16 protein-coding genes and 1 tRNA gene are annotated in these 15,654 nt (G+C 61.6%); 9 read left to right on the top strand and 8 right to left on the bottom strand.

Annotated features, from left to right (window positions below; genetic code table 11):
* Window positions 1-97 precede the first annotated feature (97 nt).
* Window positions 98-1,063: an N-acetyl-D-Glu racemase DgcA gene (dgcA, locus tag VWZ87_RS16120; RefSeq protein ID WP_416534624.1), complete on the top strand. Its 966-nt coding sequence runs from the start codon at window positions 98-100 to the stop codon at window positions 1,061-1,063.
* A gap of 10 nt (window positions 1,064-1,073) precedes the next feature.
* Complete coding sequence (locus tag VWZ87_RS16115; RefSeq protein ID WP_340546691.1) at window positions 1,074-1,934, top strand: D-amino-acid transaminase; 861 nt, start codon at window positions 1,074-1,076, stop codon at window positions 1,932-1,934.
* An 80-nt stretch (window positions 1,935-2,014) separates the two neighbouring features.
* On the opposite strand, the gene VWZ87_RS16110 is transcribed toward VWZ87_RS16115, so the two are convergent.
* The 4 genes from VWZ87_RS16110 to ald form a co-directional block, all read right to left on the bottom strand.
* Complete coding sequence (locus VWZ87_RS16110; protein ID WP_340546692.1) at window positions 2,015-2,689, bottom strand: type 1 glutamine amidotransferase domain-containing protein; 675 nt, start codon at window positions 2,687-2,689, stop codon at window positions 2,015-2,017.
* Window positions 2,690-2,719: 30 nt separating this feature from the next.
* The gene (locus tag VWZ87_RS16105; RefSeq protein WP_416534623.1) at window positions 2,720-3,751 is read right to left on the bottom strand and encodes an NADP-dependent oxidoreductase; all 1,032 of its coding nucleotides are present in this window, start codon (window positions 3,749-3,751) and stop codon (window positions 2,720-2,722) included.
* 73 nt (window positions 3,752-3,824) lie between these two features.
* Window positions 3,825-4,409: a TetR/AcrR family transcriptional regulator gene (locus VWZ87_RS16100; RefSeq protein ID WP_416534622.1), complete on the bottom strand. Its 585-nt coding sequence runs from the start codon at window positions 4,407-4,409 to the stop codon at window positions 3,825-3,827.
* Between the two features lie 143 nt (window positions 4,410-4,552).
* Window positions 4,553-5,668 (bottom strand): alanine dehydrogenase, encoded by a 1,116-nt coding sequence (ald, locus tag VWZ87_RS16095; RefSeq protein WP_340546695.1) that lies wholly within the window; start codon window positions 5,666-5,668, stop codon window positions 4,553-4,555.
* Window positions 5,669-5,805: 137 nt separating this feature from the next.
* On the opposite strand from ald, the gene VWZ87_RS16090 reads away from it, so the two are divergent.
* The 3 genes from VWZ87_RS16090 to ppk2 all read left to right on the top strand — a co-directional run bounded on the left by VWZ87_RS16090 (window position 5,806) and on the right by ppk2 (window position 9,091).
* Window positions 5,806-6,264, top strand: coding sequence for an Lrp/AsnC family transcriptional regulator (locus VWZ87_RS16090; protein WP_014875917.1), 459 nt, complete (start codon window positions 5,806-5,808; stop codon window positions 6,262-6,264).
* Between the two features lie 102 nt (window positions 6,265-6,366).
* Window positions 6,367-7,956, top strand: a complete 1,590-nt coding sequence (locus VWZ87_RS16085; protein ID WP_416536890.1) for a GMC family oxidoreductase — start codon at window positions 6,367-6,369, stop codon at window positions 7,954-7,956.
* A gap of 217 nt (window positions 7,957-8,173) precedes the next feature.
* Window positions 8,174-9,091 (top strand): polyphosphate kinase 2, encoded by a 918-nt coding sequence (gene ppk2 / locus VWZ87_RS16080; RefSeq protein ID WP_340546697.1) that lies wholly within the window; start codon window positions 8,174-8,176, stop codon window positions 9,089-9,091.
* A 480-nt stretch (window positions 9,092-9,571) separates the two neighbouring features.
* On the opposite strand, the gene rpsU is transcribed toward ppk2, so the two are convergent.
* Window positions 9,572-9,778, bottom strand: coding sequence for a 30S ribosomal protein S21 (gene rpsU / locus VWZ87_RS16075; RefSeq protein ID WP_005614280.1), 207 nt, complete (start codon window positions 9,776-9,778; stop codon window positions 9,572-9,574).
* 241 nt (window positions 9,779-10,019) lie between these two features.
* Between rpsU and VWZ87_RS16070 the strand changes: the two genes are divergently transcribed.
* Both VWZ87_RS16070 and VWZ87_RS16065 read left to right on the top strand, forming a co-directional pair.
* The gene (locus VWZ87_RS16070) at window positions 10,020-10,742 is read left to right on the top strand and encodes a COQ9 family protein (RefSeq protein WP_416534620.1); all 723 of its coding nucleotides are present in this window, start codon (window positions 10,020-10,022) and stop codon (window positions 10,740-10,742) included.
* 91 nt (window positions 10,743-10,833) lie between these two features.
* On the top strand, window positions 10,834-11,826 hold the full coding sequence (locus VWZ87_RS16065; RefSeq protein WP_416534619.1) for an NAD(P)H-quinone oxidoreductase: 993 nt from the start codon (window positions 10,834-10,836) through the stop codon (window positions 11,824-11,826).
* A 49-nt stretch (window positions 11,827-11,875) separates the two neighbouring features.
* On the opposite strand, the gene VWZ87_RS16060 is transcribed toward VWZ87_RS16065, so the two are convergent.
* Window positions 11,876-12,733: a DUF2189 domain-containing protein gene (locus tag VWZ87_RS16060; RefSeq protein WP_416534618.1), complete on the bottom strand. Its 858-nt coding sequence runs from the start codon at window positions 12,731-12,733 to the stop codon at window positions 11,876-11,878.
* A 214-nt stretch (window positions 12,734-12,947) separates the two neighbouring features.
* Window positions 12,948-13,631: a ribonuclease T2 family protein gene (locus tag VWZ87_RS16055; protein ID WP_416534617.1), complete on the bottom strand. Its 684-nt coding sequence runs from the start codon at window positions 13,629-13,631 to the stop codon at window positions 12,948-12,950.
* Between the two features lie 142 nt (window positions 13,632-13,773).
* Here VWZ87_RS16055 and VWZ87_RS16050 point away from each other — a divergent pair, with 142 nt between their 5' ends.
* Both VWZ87_RS16050 and VWZ87_RS16045 read left to right on the top strand, forming a co-directional pair.
* Window positions 13,774-14,544 carry a DUF1013 domain-containing protein gene (locus VWZ87_RS16050; RefSeq protein WP_340546702.1) on the top strand — a complete coding sequence of 257 codons (771 nt, stop codon included), beginning with the start codon at window positions 13,774-13,776 and terminating at the stop codon, window positions 14,542-14,544.
* A gap of 255 nt (window positions 14,545-14,799) precedes the next feature.
* Window positions 14,800-14,876 (top strand) — tRNA-Met (locus VWZ87_RS16045).
* Window positions 14,877-15,028: 152 nt separating this feature from the next.
* Here the strand turns inward: VWZ87_RS16045 and recR are convergent.
* Complete coding sequence (gene recR / locus VWZ87_RS16040; RefSeq protein ID WP_416534616.1) at window positions 15,029-15,628, bottom strand: recombination mediator RecR; 600 nt, start codon at window positions 15,626-15,628, stop codon at window positions 15,029-15,031.
* Window positions 15,629-15,654: the final 26 nt, after the last annotated feature.

Here is a 15,654-nt window from a genome sequence, read left to right as displayed (position 1 = left end):
GGGCCTGCGTCCTTGCCGACGCCTTGTCCGGTTGGATCCCGCGCGGTCGGATTTGACCAAATAGAGATTGACTAAAACCGCAGTGATGGAGACAGCCATGCAGATCAGCGTGACCCCCGATACCTTCAAGTTGGCGCAGGTCTTTACCATCTCCCGCGGCTCGCGCACCGAGGCCAAGGTGCTGACGGTCCGCATTGAGCAGGATGGTATGACGGGCTGGGGCGAATGTGTGCCCTATGCGCGCTATGGCGAGACGCTTGAGAGTGTCACTGCCGAGATTGAAGGTCTGCCTGAGACATTTGGTCGTGAAGAGCTGCAATCGCTCCTGCCTGCGGGCGCGGCGCGCAACGCAGTGGATTGTGCGCTATGGGATCTGGAAGCGAAACGGGCGAGCAAGCGCGTCTGGGAGCTGGCAGGTCTGCCTGAGCCAAAGCCCGAGATCACCGCCTATACGCTGTCGCTTGATAGCCCCGAGAACATGCAGGCGCAGGCAGCGAAGAATGCCCATCGTCCGCTTCTGAAGATCAAGCTGGGGACCGCTGACGATATGGCCCGCCTGGAAGCCGTGCGCGCGGGTGCGCCTGATGCGCGGATCATCGTTGATGCCAATGAGGGGTGGAGCGCGGAGGTCTATGCCGATCTTGCCCCGCATCTGGTGCGGCTGGGTGTGGCGCTGGTTGAACAGCCGCTGCCCGCGGGAGAGGATGAGGCCCTGTTAGGGATGGAGCGGCCGGTGCCGGTCTGCGCCGATGAGAGCTGCCATGACCGTGAGAGCCTTGCTGCGCTTGAAGGAAAATATGATGTCATCAATATCAAGCTGGACAAGACCGGCGGGCTGACCGAAGCGCTGAAACTGCGCGAGGCGGCACTGGCACGGGGCTTTGATGTGATGGTGGGCTGCATGGTGGGATCGTCTCTGGCGATGGCCCCTGCGACACTGGTGGCGCAGGGTGCGATGGTCACGGACCTTGACGGGCCGCTGCTTCTGGCCGAAGACCGCGAGGAACCGTTGAATTTCGACGCAGCCGGCGTGCACCCGCCGAACGCAGCCTTGTGGGGTTAAGGAGACCAAGATGACCCGTACCGTATATGTGAATGGCGAATACCTGCCCGAGACCGAAGCCAAGGTCTCCATTTTTGACCGCGGCTTTCTGATGGCGGATGCGGTCTATGAGGTGACGTCGGTTCTGGGCGGCAAGCTGATCGATTTCGAAGGTCACGCCGTGCGTTTGAAGCGCTCGCTGGATGAGCTGGAGATGGCGGAGCCCTGCTCGAAGGAAGAGCTGCTGGAGATCCACCGCAAGCTGGTTGAACTGAACGGTATCGAGGAAGGCCTGGTCTATCTGCAGGTCAGCCGTGGCTCGGACGGGGATCGTGATTTTGTGTTCCCCTCTGCCGATACCCAGCCGACGCTGGTGCTGTTTACCCAGAACAAACCCGGTCTTGCGGACAGCCCGGCAGCCAAGAAAGGCGCCAAGATCATCTCGATCGAGGACATCCGCTGGGGCCGTCGCGACATCAAGACGGTGCAGCTGCTCTACCCCTCCATGGGCAAGATGATGGCCAAGAAGGCCGGCGCAGATGACGCCTGGATGATCGAGGATGGTCATGTGACCGAGGGGACGTCGAACAACGCCTATTTCGTCAAGGATGGCGTGATCGTCACCCGCCCGCTGTCCAATGACATTTTGCACGGCATCACTCGCAAGGCGGTTCTGCGCATGGCGGAAGAGGCGCAGCTGAAAGTGGAAGAGCGCCTGTTCACCATCGAGGAAGCCAAGGCGGCGGATGAGGCCTTTACCACCTCGGCTTCTGCTTTTGTGATGCCGGTTGTTGAAATCGATGGTGTAGCGCTGGGCGATGGTACGCCGGGCCCGATCGCCAAGCGCCTGCGCGAGATCTATCTGGAAGAAAGTATGAAAGAAGCGATCTGATCGCGCTGTTCTGCGAGACCGGAGAAGGCCGCCCCCCGTGATGGAGGGCGGCCTTTTTATTGGTGGTCTGTCGCGCGTCGTTAGAGAAGCGACATCAGCTTGCGGGCTGCATCCTCGGAGGAGGCCGGGTTCTGTCCGGTGACCAGCTTGCCGTCGATGATGGCAAATTCCGCCCAGTCGTCCTGTTTTTCATACAGGCCGCCATTGGCTTTCAGCATGTCCTCGACCAGGAAGGGCACCACATCGGTGAGGCCAACGGCCTCTTCCTCGGTGTTGGTGAATCCGGTGACGCGCTTGCCCGCCACCAGCGGTTTGCCATCGGCCCCCTCGGTGTGGCGGAACACGGCCGGGGCGTGGCAGACGGCGCCGACCGGGCGGTCGCTCCGGGCGAACCCTTCGATCAGGCGGCGGCTGTCGGCGTCTTCGGCCAGATCCCAGAGCGGGCCGTGGCCACCGGGGTAGAAGATCGCATCGAAACCTGCGTCTGTCACCTCGGACAGCACCTTGGTATTGGCCAAGGCGCCCTGCGCGGCGGGATCGTCCTTGAACCGGCGGGTGGCTTCGGTCTGGGCGCTGTCATCGTCGCTTTTGGGGTCAAGTGGCGGCTGGCCGCCCTTGGGCGAGGCCAGCGTGACTTCGGCGCCGGCATCTTTGAACACGTAGTAGGGGGCGGCGAATTCCTCCAGCCAGAAGCCGGTTTTTTCGCCCGTGTCGCCCAGTTGGTCGTGGGATGTGAGAACCATCAGGATTTTCATCTCGGGTCTCCTTTCCATATGAGGTTCAGATCAGTCGGCGAGGTGAATGACGCGTTTGCCAAAGGCCTCGCCTCTCAGGAGACCAACGAATGCGGCGGGCGCTTGTTCCAGACCTTCGATCATTTCCTCGCGGTATTTCACTTTGCCGTCCTGTACCCAGCCGGTCATCTGCTTGGCGAACTCCGGGTAGAGGTGGCCGAAATCGTCAAAGACAATGAAGCCGCGCATGGTGATGCGCTTGCGCAGCATCTGGCCCATCAGATAGTTCATCCGGTCGGGGCCTTCGGGCAGGGCGGTGGCATTATACTGGGAGATGAGGCCGCAGAGCGGGATCCGAGCCGAGGGGTTCAACAGCGGCATCACCGCATCGAAGACGGCACCGCCGACGTTCTCGAAATAGATGTCGATGCCATCCGGGACCGCCTTGGTGAGATCGTCGGCAAAGCTATCAGTCTTGTAATCTATGCAGGCGTCAAAGCCCAAAGTGTCGACGACATGCTGGCATTTTTCGGCCCCGCCGGCGATGCCGACAACGCGCAAACCGAGGATCTTGCCGATCTGGCCTACGGTCGCCCCCACGGGTCCGCTGGCGCCTGCGACCACCAGTGTTTCGCCTTCCTTTGGCTGGCCGATCTGGGTGAGACCCGCCCAGGCGGTGAGACCGGGCATGCCCAGAACACCAAGCGCCCAAGAGGGGTTCTGCGGGGTCTTGCCCATATTGATGGTGAGGGTGCCATCAGACAGTGCATAGTCCTGCCAGCCGCCGAAGGCGACAACCCAGTCGCCCGGTTCGTACCCCTGAAGGTTGGAGGTCACGACCTGTGCAACGGTGCCACCCACCATGACCTCTCCGATTTCGACCGGAGCGGCATAAGACGGGGCGCTGCTCATCCGGCCGCGCATGTAGGGATCCAGCGACAGGTATTCGTTGCGCAGCAGCATCTGGCCTTCGCCGGGGGTCGGGATGTCGCTGGTTTCCAGGCGCAGGGTGCTGTCGGTCGGCTCACCCTTGGGGCGCTCTGCGAGGACGAATTTGCGGTTGGTGCTGTCGGACTGTGGCATGGGATGGTTCCTCTCTGATGAAGTTGCGAACTAGACCGATCGTCTAGTGGTTGGAAAATTTTTTTGGCGCGGATTAGCTCTGCGGTGGTGGGAGCATGATCAGGGTCTGGGACATGGCGGTTTCAAACGGCGCGCCGTCCTGGGACAGATGTGCCATGAGGCTGGCGCCCAGCCAGATCTGGTAGAGGGTTGTGGCGGTCTGGTGGGGATCGACACCGGCGGCCAGAGACGCATCTGCCTGCGCGCCGCGAAGGCAGTCGGACAGGCGGGCGACGATCGATTCAACGCCGTGTTGCAGGATCGCGCGCATGTCGGCGGACAGATCGGACACTTCTGCTGCTAGCTTCACGATCAGGCATTTCTGCTCTGCGTTGCCGGAGATCTGGCGATCTTTCCAGCAGCGGAAATAGCCCAGCACCTGATCCCGCCCCGACTGTTCGGGATCATTCAGCGTGTGCCGGAGCTCCAGCCGGTATTGATCAACATAGTGGCGCAGGAGCGCGCAGCCATAATCCTCTTTCGAGGCGAAATAGTGATAGAAGGAGCCTTTGGGCACCTGCGCCGTGCTCAGCAGCTCGGTCAGGCCAACCGAGGTGTAGCCGCGCTGTGCGGTCAGCTTGCGGCCGGTGTCCAGAATTTGCAGGCGTGTCTCACTCATGACGCTAGACATAAGCTGACTAGACCGATTGTCTAGTGGCGCTTGCAGAATTATTTTTGCGGCGGATCAAACCTGCTGAAAATGCGACAAGGCCCCGCGATTGCGGGGCCTTGTTCAGGCTGATGCCAAGTGTGAGGGAGGTGTTACTTGATCATCAGTTGTGGGGAGACGACGTCGATACCCAGTGCCTTGCCGACGGCGAAATAGGTCAGCTTGCCCGCGTGGACGTTCAGACCGTTCAGCAGGTGCGGATCATCGGCGCAGGCCTGTTTCCATCCTTTGTTGGCGAGATTCAGCATGAAGGGCAGGGTCGCATTGCCCAGGGCCTGGGTCGAGGTGCGCGCGACGGCGCCCGGCATGTTGGCCACGCAGTAGTGCATGATGCCGTCGACTTCGTAGATCGGGTCGGCGTGGGTGGTGGCTCTGGAGGTCTCGAAGCAGCCGCCCTGGTCGATAGCGACGTCGACCAGAACCGCACCCGGCTTCATCTCGCTGAGCTGTGCACGGGAGACCAGTTTCGGCGCCGCGGCACCGGGGATCAGAACCGCACCGATCACCATATCGGCGTCACGGACCAGCTCGGCGGTGGCACCAGCGGTGGAATACTGGTTCTTGAAGTCGCGACCGAAGACATCGTCGAGGTACTTCAGGCGTGTGAGCGACCGGTCGAGAATAGTGACATCTGCGCCCATGCCCGCAGCGATCTTGGCCGCATGGGTGCCGACCACACCGCCGCCGATCACAACAACCTTGGCGGGGGCCACGCCGGGCACGCCGCCCATCAGAACGCCACGGCCACCGTTTGCCTTTTGCAGGGTGTATGCGCCAACCTGCGGGGCCAGACGGCCGGCCACTTCGGACATCGGCGCCAGCAGCGGCAGGCCGCCACGGTCGTCGGTCACGGTTTCATAGGCGATGGCGGTACAGCCGCTTTCCAGAAGATCCTTTGTCTGCTCCGGATCGGGGGCCAGGTGCAGATAGGTGAACAGCAGCTGGCCTTCGCGCAGCATCTTGCGCTCAACGGCCTGGGGTTCCTTGACCTTCACGATCATGTCGGCGGTGGCGAAGATTTCTTCGGCGGTGTCGATGATGGCGGCACCAGCGGCGACGTAATCCTCATCGGTGAAACCTGCACCCATGCCAGCACCGGCCTGGATCAGGACAGAATGTCCGTGGTTAACGGCTTCACGGGCGGCGTCCGGCGTCATGCCGACGCGAAATTCCTGCGGCTTGATCTCTGTGGGGCATCCGATTTTCATGTAATCACTCCTCCTACATGCTTGCGCTATTGTGCCGCAGGCGCAGTGAAAAGTGCTTCTTTTTTGGGCAGATTAAAAAGGTGCAGATCGAAGGTTCTTCGAATATATTGTAACTTTGACGAAGGATCTTTCACCATATGTCACTTGATCACACGGATCGTCGGATCTTGCAGGTGTTGCAGAAGCAGGGCCGGATCTCCAACGCAGAGCTGAGCGAACAGGTTAACCTGTCGGCGTCGGCCTGCCACCGACGGGTCCAGCGCCTGGAGGCGGATGGCTATATCCGCAATTATGTCGCGCTGCTGGATGCACGCAAGATGAACCTGCCCGCAACGGTATTTGTGGAGATTACCCTGCAAAGCCAGGCCGACGAGCTGCTGGACGCGTTTGAGAAGGCAGTGGCACGCATTCCGGATGTGCTTGAATGTCATCTGATGGCGGGAACGGCGGATTACATCCTGAAGGTGGTGGCTGAAAACACCGATGATTTCGCCCGCATCCATCGCCAGCATCTGACGCGACTGCCCGGCGTGGCGCAGATGCAAAGCTCCTTTGCGCTGCGTACGGTGTTCAAGACCACGGCGCTGCCGGTCTGACCGGGGCAGCGCCCCTGTGGCAGGGCGGCTTGTAAGGCTCCGTGATCTGGGAAAGACTACTCAGGCAGAACAAGACGGCAGGATCGTCGCGGGCGGGGGCATATGGACTGGGACTATATCATCATTGGCGCGGGCAGCGCGGGGTGTGTGCTGGCCAACCGGTTGAGTGCCGCAGGGCAGCGCGTGCTGCTGTTGGAAGCGGGAGGCCGGGACAACTACCATTGGGTGCATATCCCGATGGGATATCTCTATTGCATCAACAATCCGCGTACCGACTGGATGTATCGGACCGAGGCCGAGGCCGGGCTGAACGGGCGGGCGCTGATCTATCCGCGTGGCAAGGTGCTGGGCGGCTGTTCCTCCATCAACGGGATGTTGTACCTGCGTGGACAGGCGGCGGATTATGACGGCTGGCGTCAGCGCGGCCTGACCGGCTGGGGCTGGGACGACGTGCTGCCCTATTTCAAGAAGTCGGAGGATTATGTCGAAGGGCCGTCCGATCTGCACGGCTCGGGCGGCGAATGGCGGGTGGAAAACCAGCGGCTGCATTGGGATGTGCTGGACGACTGGATGCAGGCGGCCGCGGACTGGGGGCTGCCAAAGGTCACGGATTTCAACACCGGTAACAACGAAGGAGTCGGTTACTTCCGGGTGAATCAGCGTGGCGGCTGGCGGATGAACACCGCAAAGGCGTTTCTGCGGACCGCCACCGGCGAGACACTGAAGGTCGAGACCGGCGCCCATACACGGCGCATTCTGATCGAAGAGGGCCGGGCGGTGGGCGTGGAGTACAGCCAGGGTGGCGTGATCAGGACCGCGCGGACGCGGGGGGAAATCGTGCTGTCGGCGGGCGCAATCAACAGCCCTCAGATCCTGCAACTCTCTGGCCTGGGTCCGGCGGAACTGCTGCGGGCGCATGGGATCGAGGTGCATCGTGACCTACCTGAGATTGGGCGGAACCTTCAGGATCATCTGCAGCTGCGCTGTGCCTGGCGGCTGAGCGGGGCAAAGACGCTGAACACGCTGGCAAACTCGCTGATTGGCAAGGTGAAGATCGCTGCCGAATATGCGCTGCGCCGGTCTGGCCCGATGTCGATGGCGCCCAGTCAGCTGGGTGCGTTTTCACGGTCGCGCCCGGATCTGGCAACGCCGGATCTGGAGTATCACGTGCAGCCCCTGACGCTGGAGGCATTTGGTCAGCCGCTGCATGACTTTCCGGGGCTGACGGCGAGTGTGTGCAACCTGCGGCCCGAAAGCCGGGGTGAGGTGGCGATCACCAGCGCCGATCCGATGCAGGCGCCGCGTATTGCACCCAATTACCTGTCAACCGCAGGCGATCGTCAGGTCGCGGTCGCCGCGATCCGGCAGGCACGCGCGATCATGGGGCAGTCCGCCATGCGCCGCTATCTGCCGGAGGAGCTGAAGCCGGGCGGCGGATCCGATGAGGAGGCGGATCTGATGCAGGCAGCGGGTGATATCGGCACCACGATATTTCACCCGACCTGTACGGTGCGGATGGGCATCGAGGAGGCGGCGCCGGTGGATGGGGCGCTTCGGCTGCGCGGAGTGGCGGGGCTGCGGGTGGTTGATGCCAGTGTGATGCCGGTGATTCCCAGCGGCAATACCAATGCCCCCACAATCATGATCGCGGAAAAGGCAGCTGACATGATTTTGAGTGATCATCGCTCGTAATTGGTGTTTCTCGCACCGTGCCCCCTTGCGCCCGTTCGGATTATTCGATTCCCTGTTCTGACCCTGTCGGCGGTCGCGCCACGGGGAGCGATGGCCTGTTGGCAGTGACGGCGCGGAGTGCCGACGGATCTCTGCGACGGTATGGTGTGACATGAAACAATCACATCCGCCTGCTACTGCCGCGTGACTGACCACTAACCGACCAAGGAGCCCGAGCGTGACCAGCGAGTATGACCCTGATTCCTTTGACTGGCTGGACGCTGAACTTCAGGACACGTTGGACGAAGATTTCGAGATCGAGTTCGCCGAACCGATGCTGTCGATGGAGCTGCGCAAGATCTATCGCTCACAGCATCCGGAGATGCTGGACCGTAAGGTCTATTTCCGCAATCTGCTGCGGTTGCAGGCGGAGCTGATCAAGGTGCAGGACTGGGTCCAGCACACTGGGGCAAAGGTCTGCATCCTGTTTGAGGGCCGCGACAGCGCAGGCAAGGGCGGGGTGATCAAGCGGATCACCCAGCGCCTGAACCCGCGGGTGGCGCGGGTGGTGGCCTTGCCCGCCCCCAGCCGCCGTGAGCAGAGCCAGTGGTATTTCCAGCGCTATGTGCCGTATCTGCCGGCGGCGGGTGAAATCGTGCTCTTCGACCGCTCCTGGTACAATCGCGCCGGGGTGGAGCGGGTGATGGGATTTGCCAGCGATGACCAGGTCGAACAGTTCTTTCAGGACGTTCCCGAATTCGAGCGGATGCTGGTTCGGTCGGGCATCATCCTGCTGAAATACTGGTTTTCCATCACCGATGAAGAACAGCAGCTGCGGTTTCTCATGCGGATCCATGATCCGATGAAACAGTGGAAGCTGTCGCCGATGGATCTGGAGAGCCGAATCCGCTGGGAGCAGTATACCAAGGCCAAGGAGGATATGTTCGAGCGCACCAATATCCCGGAAGCGCCCTGGTATATCGTCGAGGGCAACGACAAGAAGCGCGAGCGGCTGAACTGTATCGAGCATCTGCTGACGAAGATTCCATATAGCGAGGTGCCGAGCGAACGGGTCTCGCTGCCGGACCGAGAGTACAAGCCGGATTACGAACGCCGGGTGCTGCCGGATGACCTCTACGTGCCCAAGATCTACTGACGGCAGGCCGTTTGTCGCGTCTGGACAGCCGCCGGGACAGTGCCCTGGCTGCGCCTGATCGGGCGGGCGCGCAGGCGTGTTGCGGGGCTGTTAGAGAAAGCGCAGTCAGGGCGCTGTCTACCCGTGGGTTCTGAGGAGAGAAGGAACCCGGAGCGGCAAATGCCTTGGTTGTAAGGGGGTAAGACAAGCGCCTGATGGGGGGGAGACGCTGCCTGCTCCGGGTTTAAACCACCGGGTGTTCCAGATCCGATGGCGCGAGCAGCTGCTGGGGAAACGCTTCAGCCTGCCCTTGCATTAACCAGACTAGCGCAGTTTTCCTGACACGAACACACGTATTGCGTGTATTTTTTGATAAAATATTAATTTTATAGGCGACGGATTGTCGCACTCGCTATTTTCGGGTAGGCCAAAAACGACAAACCCCCGCGGCAAAGCCTCGGGGGTCGTCAATTTTGCGTCCAGAACTGCGGATCGAAGGGCTCAGAGGAGGCCTTCGCGCTGTGCTTTCTTACGTGCCAGTTTACGGGCACGGCGAATCGCTTCAGCTTTCTCACGCGCTTTTTTCTCGGACGGCTTCTCGAAATGTTGCTTGAGCTTCATTTCGCGGAAGACGCCTTCACGCTGCAGCTTTTTCTTCAGGGCACGAAGCGCCTGATCGACGTTATTGTCGCGAACACTAACCTGCATGTGGTTTTCACCACCTTTCTAAGTTGAGTTGCAAGGATTTGCAGGAGCTGGCCATATAGCAAGGTCGTGCTAGCTTGTCCAGTGCCGGGCAGGGGCGGTGCAGATGCTCCTGTAGCTGTTTGATGCGTCATTGTCGCTGAGCCGAACAGTCCGGGCGTGTCTGTCCGCGCCGCAGGTGATACCCGGTGTCCAGAAGACGCGATTGCGATTAGAGAGAGATGAGATTTCGGAAGGCGATATCATGACGATTGAGGATCACACCGACCCGCGCTCCGTGCCTGAGGCGGGCGACACCATCGAGCGGCTGCTGAATGCCGCATTACTGCATGTGCCCTTTGATGGCTGGAGCGCCTCGACATTCTCTGCAGCTGTGGCGGACGCCGGTGTTGCCCCGGCGCTGGCGGAGGCGTTGTGCCCACGCGGCGCGGTAGATCTGGCGGTTGCCTTTCACAGGCGTGGTGATCAGCTGATGCTTGAGCGATTGGCGCAAGAGGACATGACCGGCCTGCGGTTTCGTGACAAGATCGCACGGGCGGTGCGTCTGCGGCTGGAGGTCGTCGACGATAAGGAAGCCGTGCGCCGTGGCACCACTTTGTTTTCGCTGCCACAATACGCAGGCGATGGTGTTCGGCTGATCTGGGGCACGGTGGATGCGATCTGGACCGCGCTTGGCGATTCTTCGGAGGATATCAACTGGTACACCAAGCGGGGATCGCTTGCGGGCGTCTATTCTGCGACCGTGCTCTATTGGCTGGGAGACGACAGTCTGAACCACCAGGCCAGCTGGGAGTTTCTCGACCGTCGCATCGATAACGTCATGCAGTTCGAGAAACTGAAGGCGCAGGTGCAGTCCAACCCGTTGCTGAAACCTCTGCTGGTCGGGCCGAACTGGCTGGCCCAGCAGATAAAGGCGCCGAGCGCGCGCGACGACCTGCCGGGCAGCTGGTCGACCCCGCGGCGCTGATGGGCGCAACGTTCTGGTTGCCTGTGCCAATGCAACGTCTTTGACGGGCAGCCGTCCTTTGCTAGGCAGTGACAACAGCGGAGGAATGCCAATGACCGAGATGATGCAGGCGATTGAGATTCGCGAGCCGGGTGGGCCTGAGGTTTTGCAGGGCTGTGCGCGCCCGATGCCGAGCCCGGCGCATGGGCAGGTGGTTCTGAAAGTGGCCTATGCAGGCGTCAATCGCCCGGATGCGCTGCAACGCGCGGGCAAATACGCACCTCCCCCGACCGCCAGCGACCTGCCGGGCCTGGAAGCCTCAGGCGAGGTGGTCGCCATTGGCGCCGGGGTCAGCGAGCTGACTGTGGGCGACCGGGTCTGTGCGCTGCTACCCGGCGGCGGCTATGCCGAATACGTCGCGACGCCAGCGGCGCATTGCCTGCCGGTGCCTGAGGGGCTGTCAATGAAGCAGGCGGCTTGCCTGCCGGAGACCTGTTTCACCGTCTGGTCCAACGTCTTTACCCGCGGGGGCCTGCTGGCCGGGGAGCGGTTTCTTGTTCACGGAGGGTCATCCGGTATCGGAACAACCGCGATTCAGCTTGCTTCGCAGCTGGGCGCGCGGGTCTTCACGACCGCCGGATCAGATGAGAAATGTGCGGCGTGCCTGACGCTTGGGGCCGAACGGGCGATCAATTACCGCGATGAGGATTTCGTCGAGGTAATGAAAAGCGAAGGCGGGGCCAATCTGATTCTGGACATGGTGGGCGGCGACTATATTCCTCGCAACGTGCGTGCGCTCGCGGATGATGGCCGCATGGTCCACATCGCGTTTCTGTCAGGTCCGAAGGTGGAGTTGAACTTTGCCCAGGTCATGGCGCGACGTCTGACGCTGACCGGATCAACACTGCGACCACAGAGCGATCTGGCAAAGGCGCAGATTGCGCGGGATCTGCGCGAGGTGGTCTGGCCACTTATCGAGGCAGGGAAATTCGCGCCGGTGATGGACCAGACCTTTGCCCTGGAAGATGCGGCGGCGGCCCATGCACGGATGGAAAGCTCTGCGCATATCGGCAAGATTGTTTTGGAGGTCGGCGGCGAGGGGTAGGCCCCGCCGCGCGGGCTGATCGTGCAGGCGCGGTTGTCGCCGGCACGTGTCAGGCAACGGCTCGGCGATAGAGATGCCAGGTGGCGTGTCCCAATACCGGGACCACCACGATCATGCCCGCAAACATCGGGATTGCAGCGACCAGCAGTGCAAGCGCGACAAGGAGGCCCCAGACCAGCGAGACCCAGAGATTCCTGCGCACCACGCGCAGGGATGTGGCGACAGCGATGGGCAGGCCGACATGCCGGTCCAGCAACAGCGGAAAAGACACAAGGCTGACCGCGAGCGCTGCAAAGGCGAAGATCCCGCCTACGGTGCCGCCGATCACCAGCATTGCCCAGCCGGCAGCGGTGGTGAAGATATCCTGGGTAAAGGCCGCCAGAGATGTCGGGGCCTCGGGCCCGAGCGTGCGGTTGTAGATCGCCGCAGCCACCGTCAGCCAGAGGATGCAGAGCGCGGCCAGATATAGGCCCAGCATCAGGATCGACAGGAACGCCGGGGAGCGCAGCACGGCAAAGGCGTCCATCCAGCGCGGTGTGAAACCGGCCTCGCGGCGTGATGACATCTCATAGAGCCCAACGGCGGCGACCGGGCCAACCAGCGCAAATCCGAGGACCAGCGGGAGGATCAACGGCAGGAGGTTCATCGACAGGCTGAGGACAACCAAGGCCACGCCAATCAGCGGGTAGAGAAAGACAAGCGCCATGGCATCAGACCGGCAGGCCGCGAAATCCTGCCACCCGGCCCGCAGCGCAGCACCGAGGTCTGCCATCTCCAGCTGGAGCACGCGGGGCATCTCGCCTGCCTTGTCACTGCCCAGATGGTCCACCGAAGCGGAGAGATGGGAACTGGTCAGGCCAACGGATTTTGCCAGCCAGCTGATGGGGTTTCCGATGGTTCGTGCCATGATTATTCCTCTCGGGTTCGCGCAGTGCGCGGCAGTCCGGTCAAGGGAGGTGAGCACGACAGGTCCGGATCTGAGGTGCTCTCAGAGTGGTGCATATGCTCAGTCTACCATAAAGGCAGCGCAAATTGGGTCACTATGGCGCGAGGGATGCCATTTCCCGGTGCCTCTCCCTGTGCTTCGGCGCAGGGGCCGTCTGGCCGTGCGGATCGCAGCGCTAGCGGATCGGCTCGAACACCGCGTTTTTCTGCGTGCAGTCCCGGATCACATCGCGGCCGCAGGGCACGGGTTTCAGCTCGCGGGATAGACAGATGCGGGCTTCCTGGATGTGGCCATTGCGGCAGGTGATGGTCAGCGTGTCGGGCTTCAGATCGGGGTTGTCCTGCAGAAAGGCCTGCTCCACCAGACTGGCGGGTAGGGTCACGGCTTGGGTCAGCCTGCGAAAGGCACGCGGTCGGTTGATCTCTGCATAGGCCTGCCGGGAGAGGGCGAAATATTCGCGAGCGGACAGGCCACTACAGGTTCCGTGTTTCTTCCACTGATGCCAGGCGAGGCCGGAGGTCCCCATGATGTCGGCCATCTGCTGCGTCTGCTGGCGGGTCGGCGGTGCCTCTGCGGTGCGGCAGTAGCTCGGCCAGCCACGATGGAACTGCGGCCAGAGCCCATGTAGGGTCCAGCCATGATCGTGGCGGGGGTCGCATTGCTCGGACCGTTTGGCATCGCCTTCCAGCGCACACCAGTTCGGCGACCAGCTGAGACTGAGGACATAGTAGTCGAACTGCCCGGCAATCTCGCCTTCGGCTGTTGCCTGTCTCGGCGATGTCGCGGCAATGGCGATGCCCAGTCCGACAGTTTCTACCGCAATAAGGGCTGCCTTCAGGGTCCGTTTGATGCCGCGCATTCGCCTCTTTCCTTATAGAAACATCGCGACTATATAGAATTGAAGTTCCCCGACAACGGAAACCGCCCCAAATCGGGGAAGCCTCTTTCAGGCGACGGGAAAGATGTATCTGGGACAACCGTGTTACTAAGGAGATGAGCGCATGGCAAAACCGTTGATGGCCAAGGCGACCGCCGTGTGGCTGGTGGACAATACCACGATCAGCTTCAAACAGATTGCCGATTTTGTCGGTATGCACGAGCTGGAAATCCAGGGCATCGCTGATGGCGATGTGGCTGCTGGCGTCAAAGGGTTCGACCCAGTTGCCAACAACCAGCTGACGCAGGAAGAGGTGGATAAGGCCGAAAACAACCCGCTGCATAAGCTGAAGTTGAAGTTCAACCCGGCTGCTGCCGGTGAAGAGAAACGCCGTGGACCGCGCTACACGCCGCTGTCCAAGCGTCAGGACCGTCCGGCGTCGATCTACTGGCTGGTGAAGTTCCACCCTGAGCTGTCCGATGGCCAGATTTCCAAGCTGGTGGGCACCACCAAGCCGACCATTCAGGCGATCCGCGAGCGGACCCATTGGAACATTGCCAATATCCAGCCGATCGACCCGGTCGCGCTGGGCCTGTGTAAACAGTCCGAACTGGATGCCGCCGTACAGAAAGCCGCCGCCAAGAAGGCTGCCGAAGGTGGTGTGATGAGCGATGACGAACGTCGCAAGTTGGTGTCGACTGAACAGTCGCTGGAGATGGACGCAGAGCCCCGTATGCCGTCGGCGATCGAGGGTCTGGAGACCTTTACCCTCGGTGGCAGCGACAAGCCGAGCCGCGCCGAAGAAGAGGATGTGGTTGACGCTGACAGCTTCTTCAACCTGCCTGCCGGTGGCGATGACGAGGATGACGAGGACGATACGGATCCCCGTTTCTAAGCCACACGCGCCCCTGCACAGGGGTGACGCAAGATAGAAAAAAGCCACGGGATGCACAGCGTTCCGTGGCTTTTTTGCGTTTCAGGCGCCTTGCCTTCGGGGTGGCTGTGGCGTGGATGCTGGCAGGCCGCTGAGCTGCGGGCAGGCCAATTATTCGACCGTCACAAAAAATTCGCCTTTCGGTGCGGATCGCTGCATTTTTCTGACATTTCTGCCTTGACGCGCGGCCGTGGCTGGCGTACCTCGCACCCCGATGGCGCGGTAGCTCAGTTGGTTAGAGCGAACGACTCATAATCGTTAGGTCGGGAGTTCGAGTCTCCCCCACGCCACCATTTCTCCTTGAAAACAAAGACTCGACCACTGGCATAGTGCTGGGTGACTGCGCGGCGTTTCCGCCTGTGAACATCAGCGTCCAGCCGCTGTGTCTGATCAGATATCGCCTGGGCATGGGGCGTGGCCGTGGGCCAAGGGTGGCACGGGCGTGTCAGATGTCCTTGCGGGCGCGCAGGGCCGCCGTGATGGTGCCTTCGTCGAGGTAATCCAGTTCTCCGCCGATGGGCACGCCCTGCGCAAGAGAGGTGAGTCGAACCCGACCGTTGAGCTGATCGGCAATGTAATGCGCCGTGGTCTGGCCGTCGATCGTGGCGTTGAGCGCCAGAATCACCTCCGTGACGTTCTCGGCCTGAACCCGGTCCACCAGACGGGGAATGCGCAGCTCGTCGGGGCCAACGGCATCCAGCGCCGACAGGGTGCCGCCAAGCACGTGATAGCGCCCTTTGAAGACCGCCGCCCGCTCCATCGCCCAGAGATCCGCGACATCCTCCACCACGCAGAGTTCGCCATTGGCGCGGGTCATATCCTCGCAGATGGTACAGAGATCGCTGGTGCCGACATTGCCGCAGTTGAGGCATTCACGAGCCGTGGCTGCAACGTCACTCATCGTTTCAGCCAGTGGTGTCAGCAGCAGGGCGCGTTTGCGGATCAGGTGCAAGACCGCCCGGCGGGCAGAGCGCGGCCCCAGCCCCGGCAGTTTGGCCATCAGGGCAATCAGGTCTTCGATATCGGTGGTGGAGTTCTTGATCATGCCTAACGCCCCTGTCTTCCCTGCTA

Source organism: Phaeobacter sp. JH20_37 (genome assembly GCF_048056015.1).
In the GTDB taxonomy this organism is placed as follows: domain Bacteria; phylum Pseudomonadota; class Alphaproteobacteria; order Rhodobacterales; family Rhodobacteraceae; genus Phaeobacter; species Phaeobacter bryozoorum.
The sequence above is the reverse complement of the archived record's forward strand: the minus strand, read 5'-3'. Positions and strand labels throughout refer to the sequence as shown.

Excerpts from the sequence above, each read along its gene's own strand:
- dgcA (WP_416534624.1), top strand. The coding sequence starts at position 98 with ATGCAGATCAGCGTGACCCCCGATACCTTCAAGTTGGCGCAGGTCTTT.
- VWZ87_RS16115 (WP_340546691.1), top strand. The coding sequence starts at position 1,074 with ATGACCCGTACCGTATATGTGAATGGCGAATACCTGCCCGAGACCGAA.
- VWZ87_RS16110 (WP_340546692.1), bottom strand. The coding sequence starts at position 2,689 with ATGAAAATCCTGATGGTTCTCACATCCCACGACCAACTGGGCGACACG.
- VWZ87_RS16105 (WP_416534623.1), bottom strand. The coding sequence starts at position 3,751 with ATGCCACAGTCCGACAGCACCAACCGCAAATTCGTCCTCGCAGAGCGC.
- VWZ87_RS16100 (WP_416534622.1), bottom strand. The coding sequence starts at position 4,409 with ATGAGTGAGACACGCCTGCAAATTCTGGACACCGGCCGCAAGCTGACC.
- ald (WP_340546695.1), bottom strand. The coding sequence starts at position 5,668 with ATGAAAATCGGATGCCCCACAGAGATCAAGCCGCAGGAATTTCGCGTC.
- VWZ87_RS16090 (WP_014875917.1), top strand. The coding sequence starts at position 5,806 with ATGTCACTTGATCACACGGATCGTCGGATCTTGCAGGTGTTGCAGAAG.
- VWZ87_RS16085 (WP_416536890.1), top strand. The coding sequence starts at position 6,367 with ATGGACTGGGACTATATCATCATTGGCGCGGGCAGCGCGGGGTGTGTG.
- rpsU (WP_005614280.1), bottom strand. The coding sequence starts at position 9,778 with ATGCAGGTTAGTGTTCGCGACAATAACGTCGATCAGGCGCTTCGTGCC.
- VWZ87_RS16070 (WP_416534620.1), top strand. The coding sequence starts at position 10,020 with ATGACGATTGAGGATCACACCGACCCGCGCTCCGTGCCTGAGGCGGGC.
- VWZ87_RS16065 (WP_416534619.1), top strand. The coding sequence starts at position 10,834 with ATGACCGAGATGATGCAGGCGATTGAGATTCGCGAGCCGGGTGGGCCT.
- VWZ87_RS16060 (WP_416534618.1), bottom strand. The coding sequence starts at position 12,733 with ATGGCACGAACCATCGGAAACCCCATCAGCTGGCTGGCAAAATCCGTT.
- VWZ87_RS16055 (WP_416534617.1), bottom strand. The coding sequence starts at position 13,631 with ATGCGCGGCATCAAACGGACCCTGAAGGCAGCCCTTATTGCGGTAGAA.
- VWZ87_RS16050 (WP_340546702.1), top strand. The coding sequence starts at position 13,774 with ATGGCAAAACCGTTGATGGCCAAGGCGACCGCCGTGTGGCTGGTGGAC.
- recR (WP_416534616.1), bottom strand. The coding sequence starts at position 15,628 with ATGATCAAGAACTCCACCACCGATATCGAAGACCTGATTGCCCTGATG.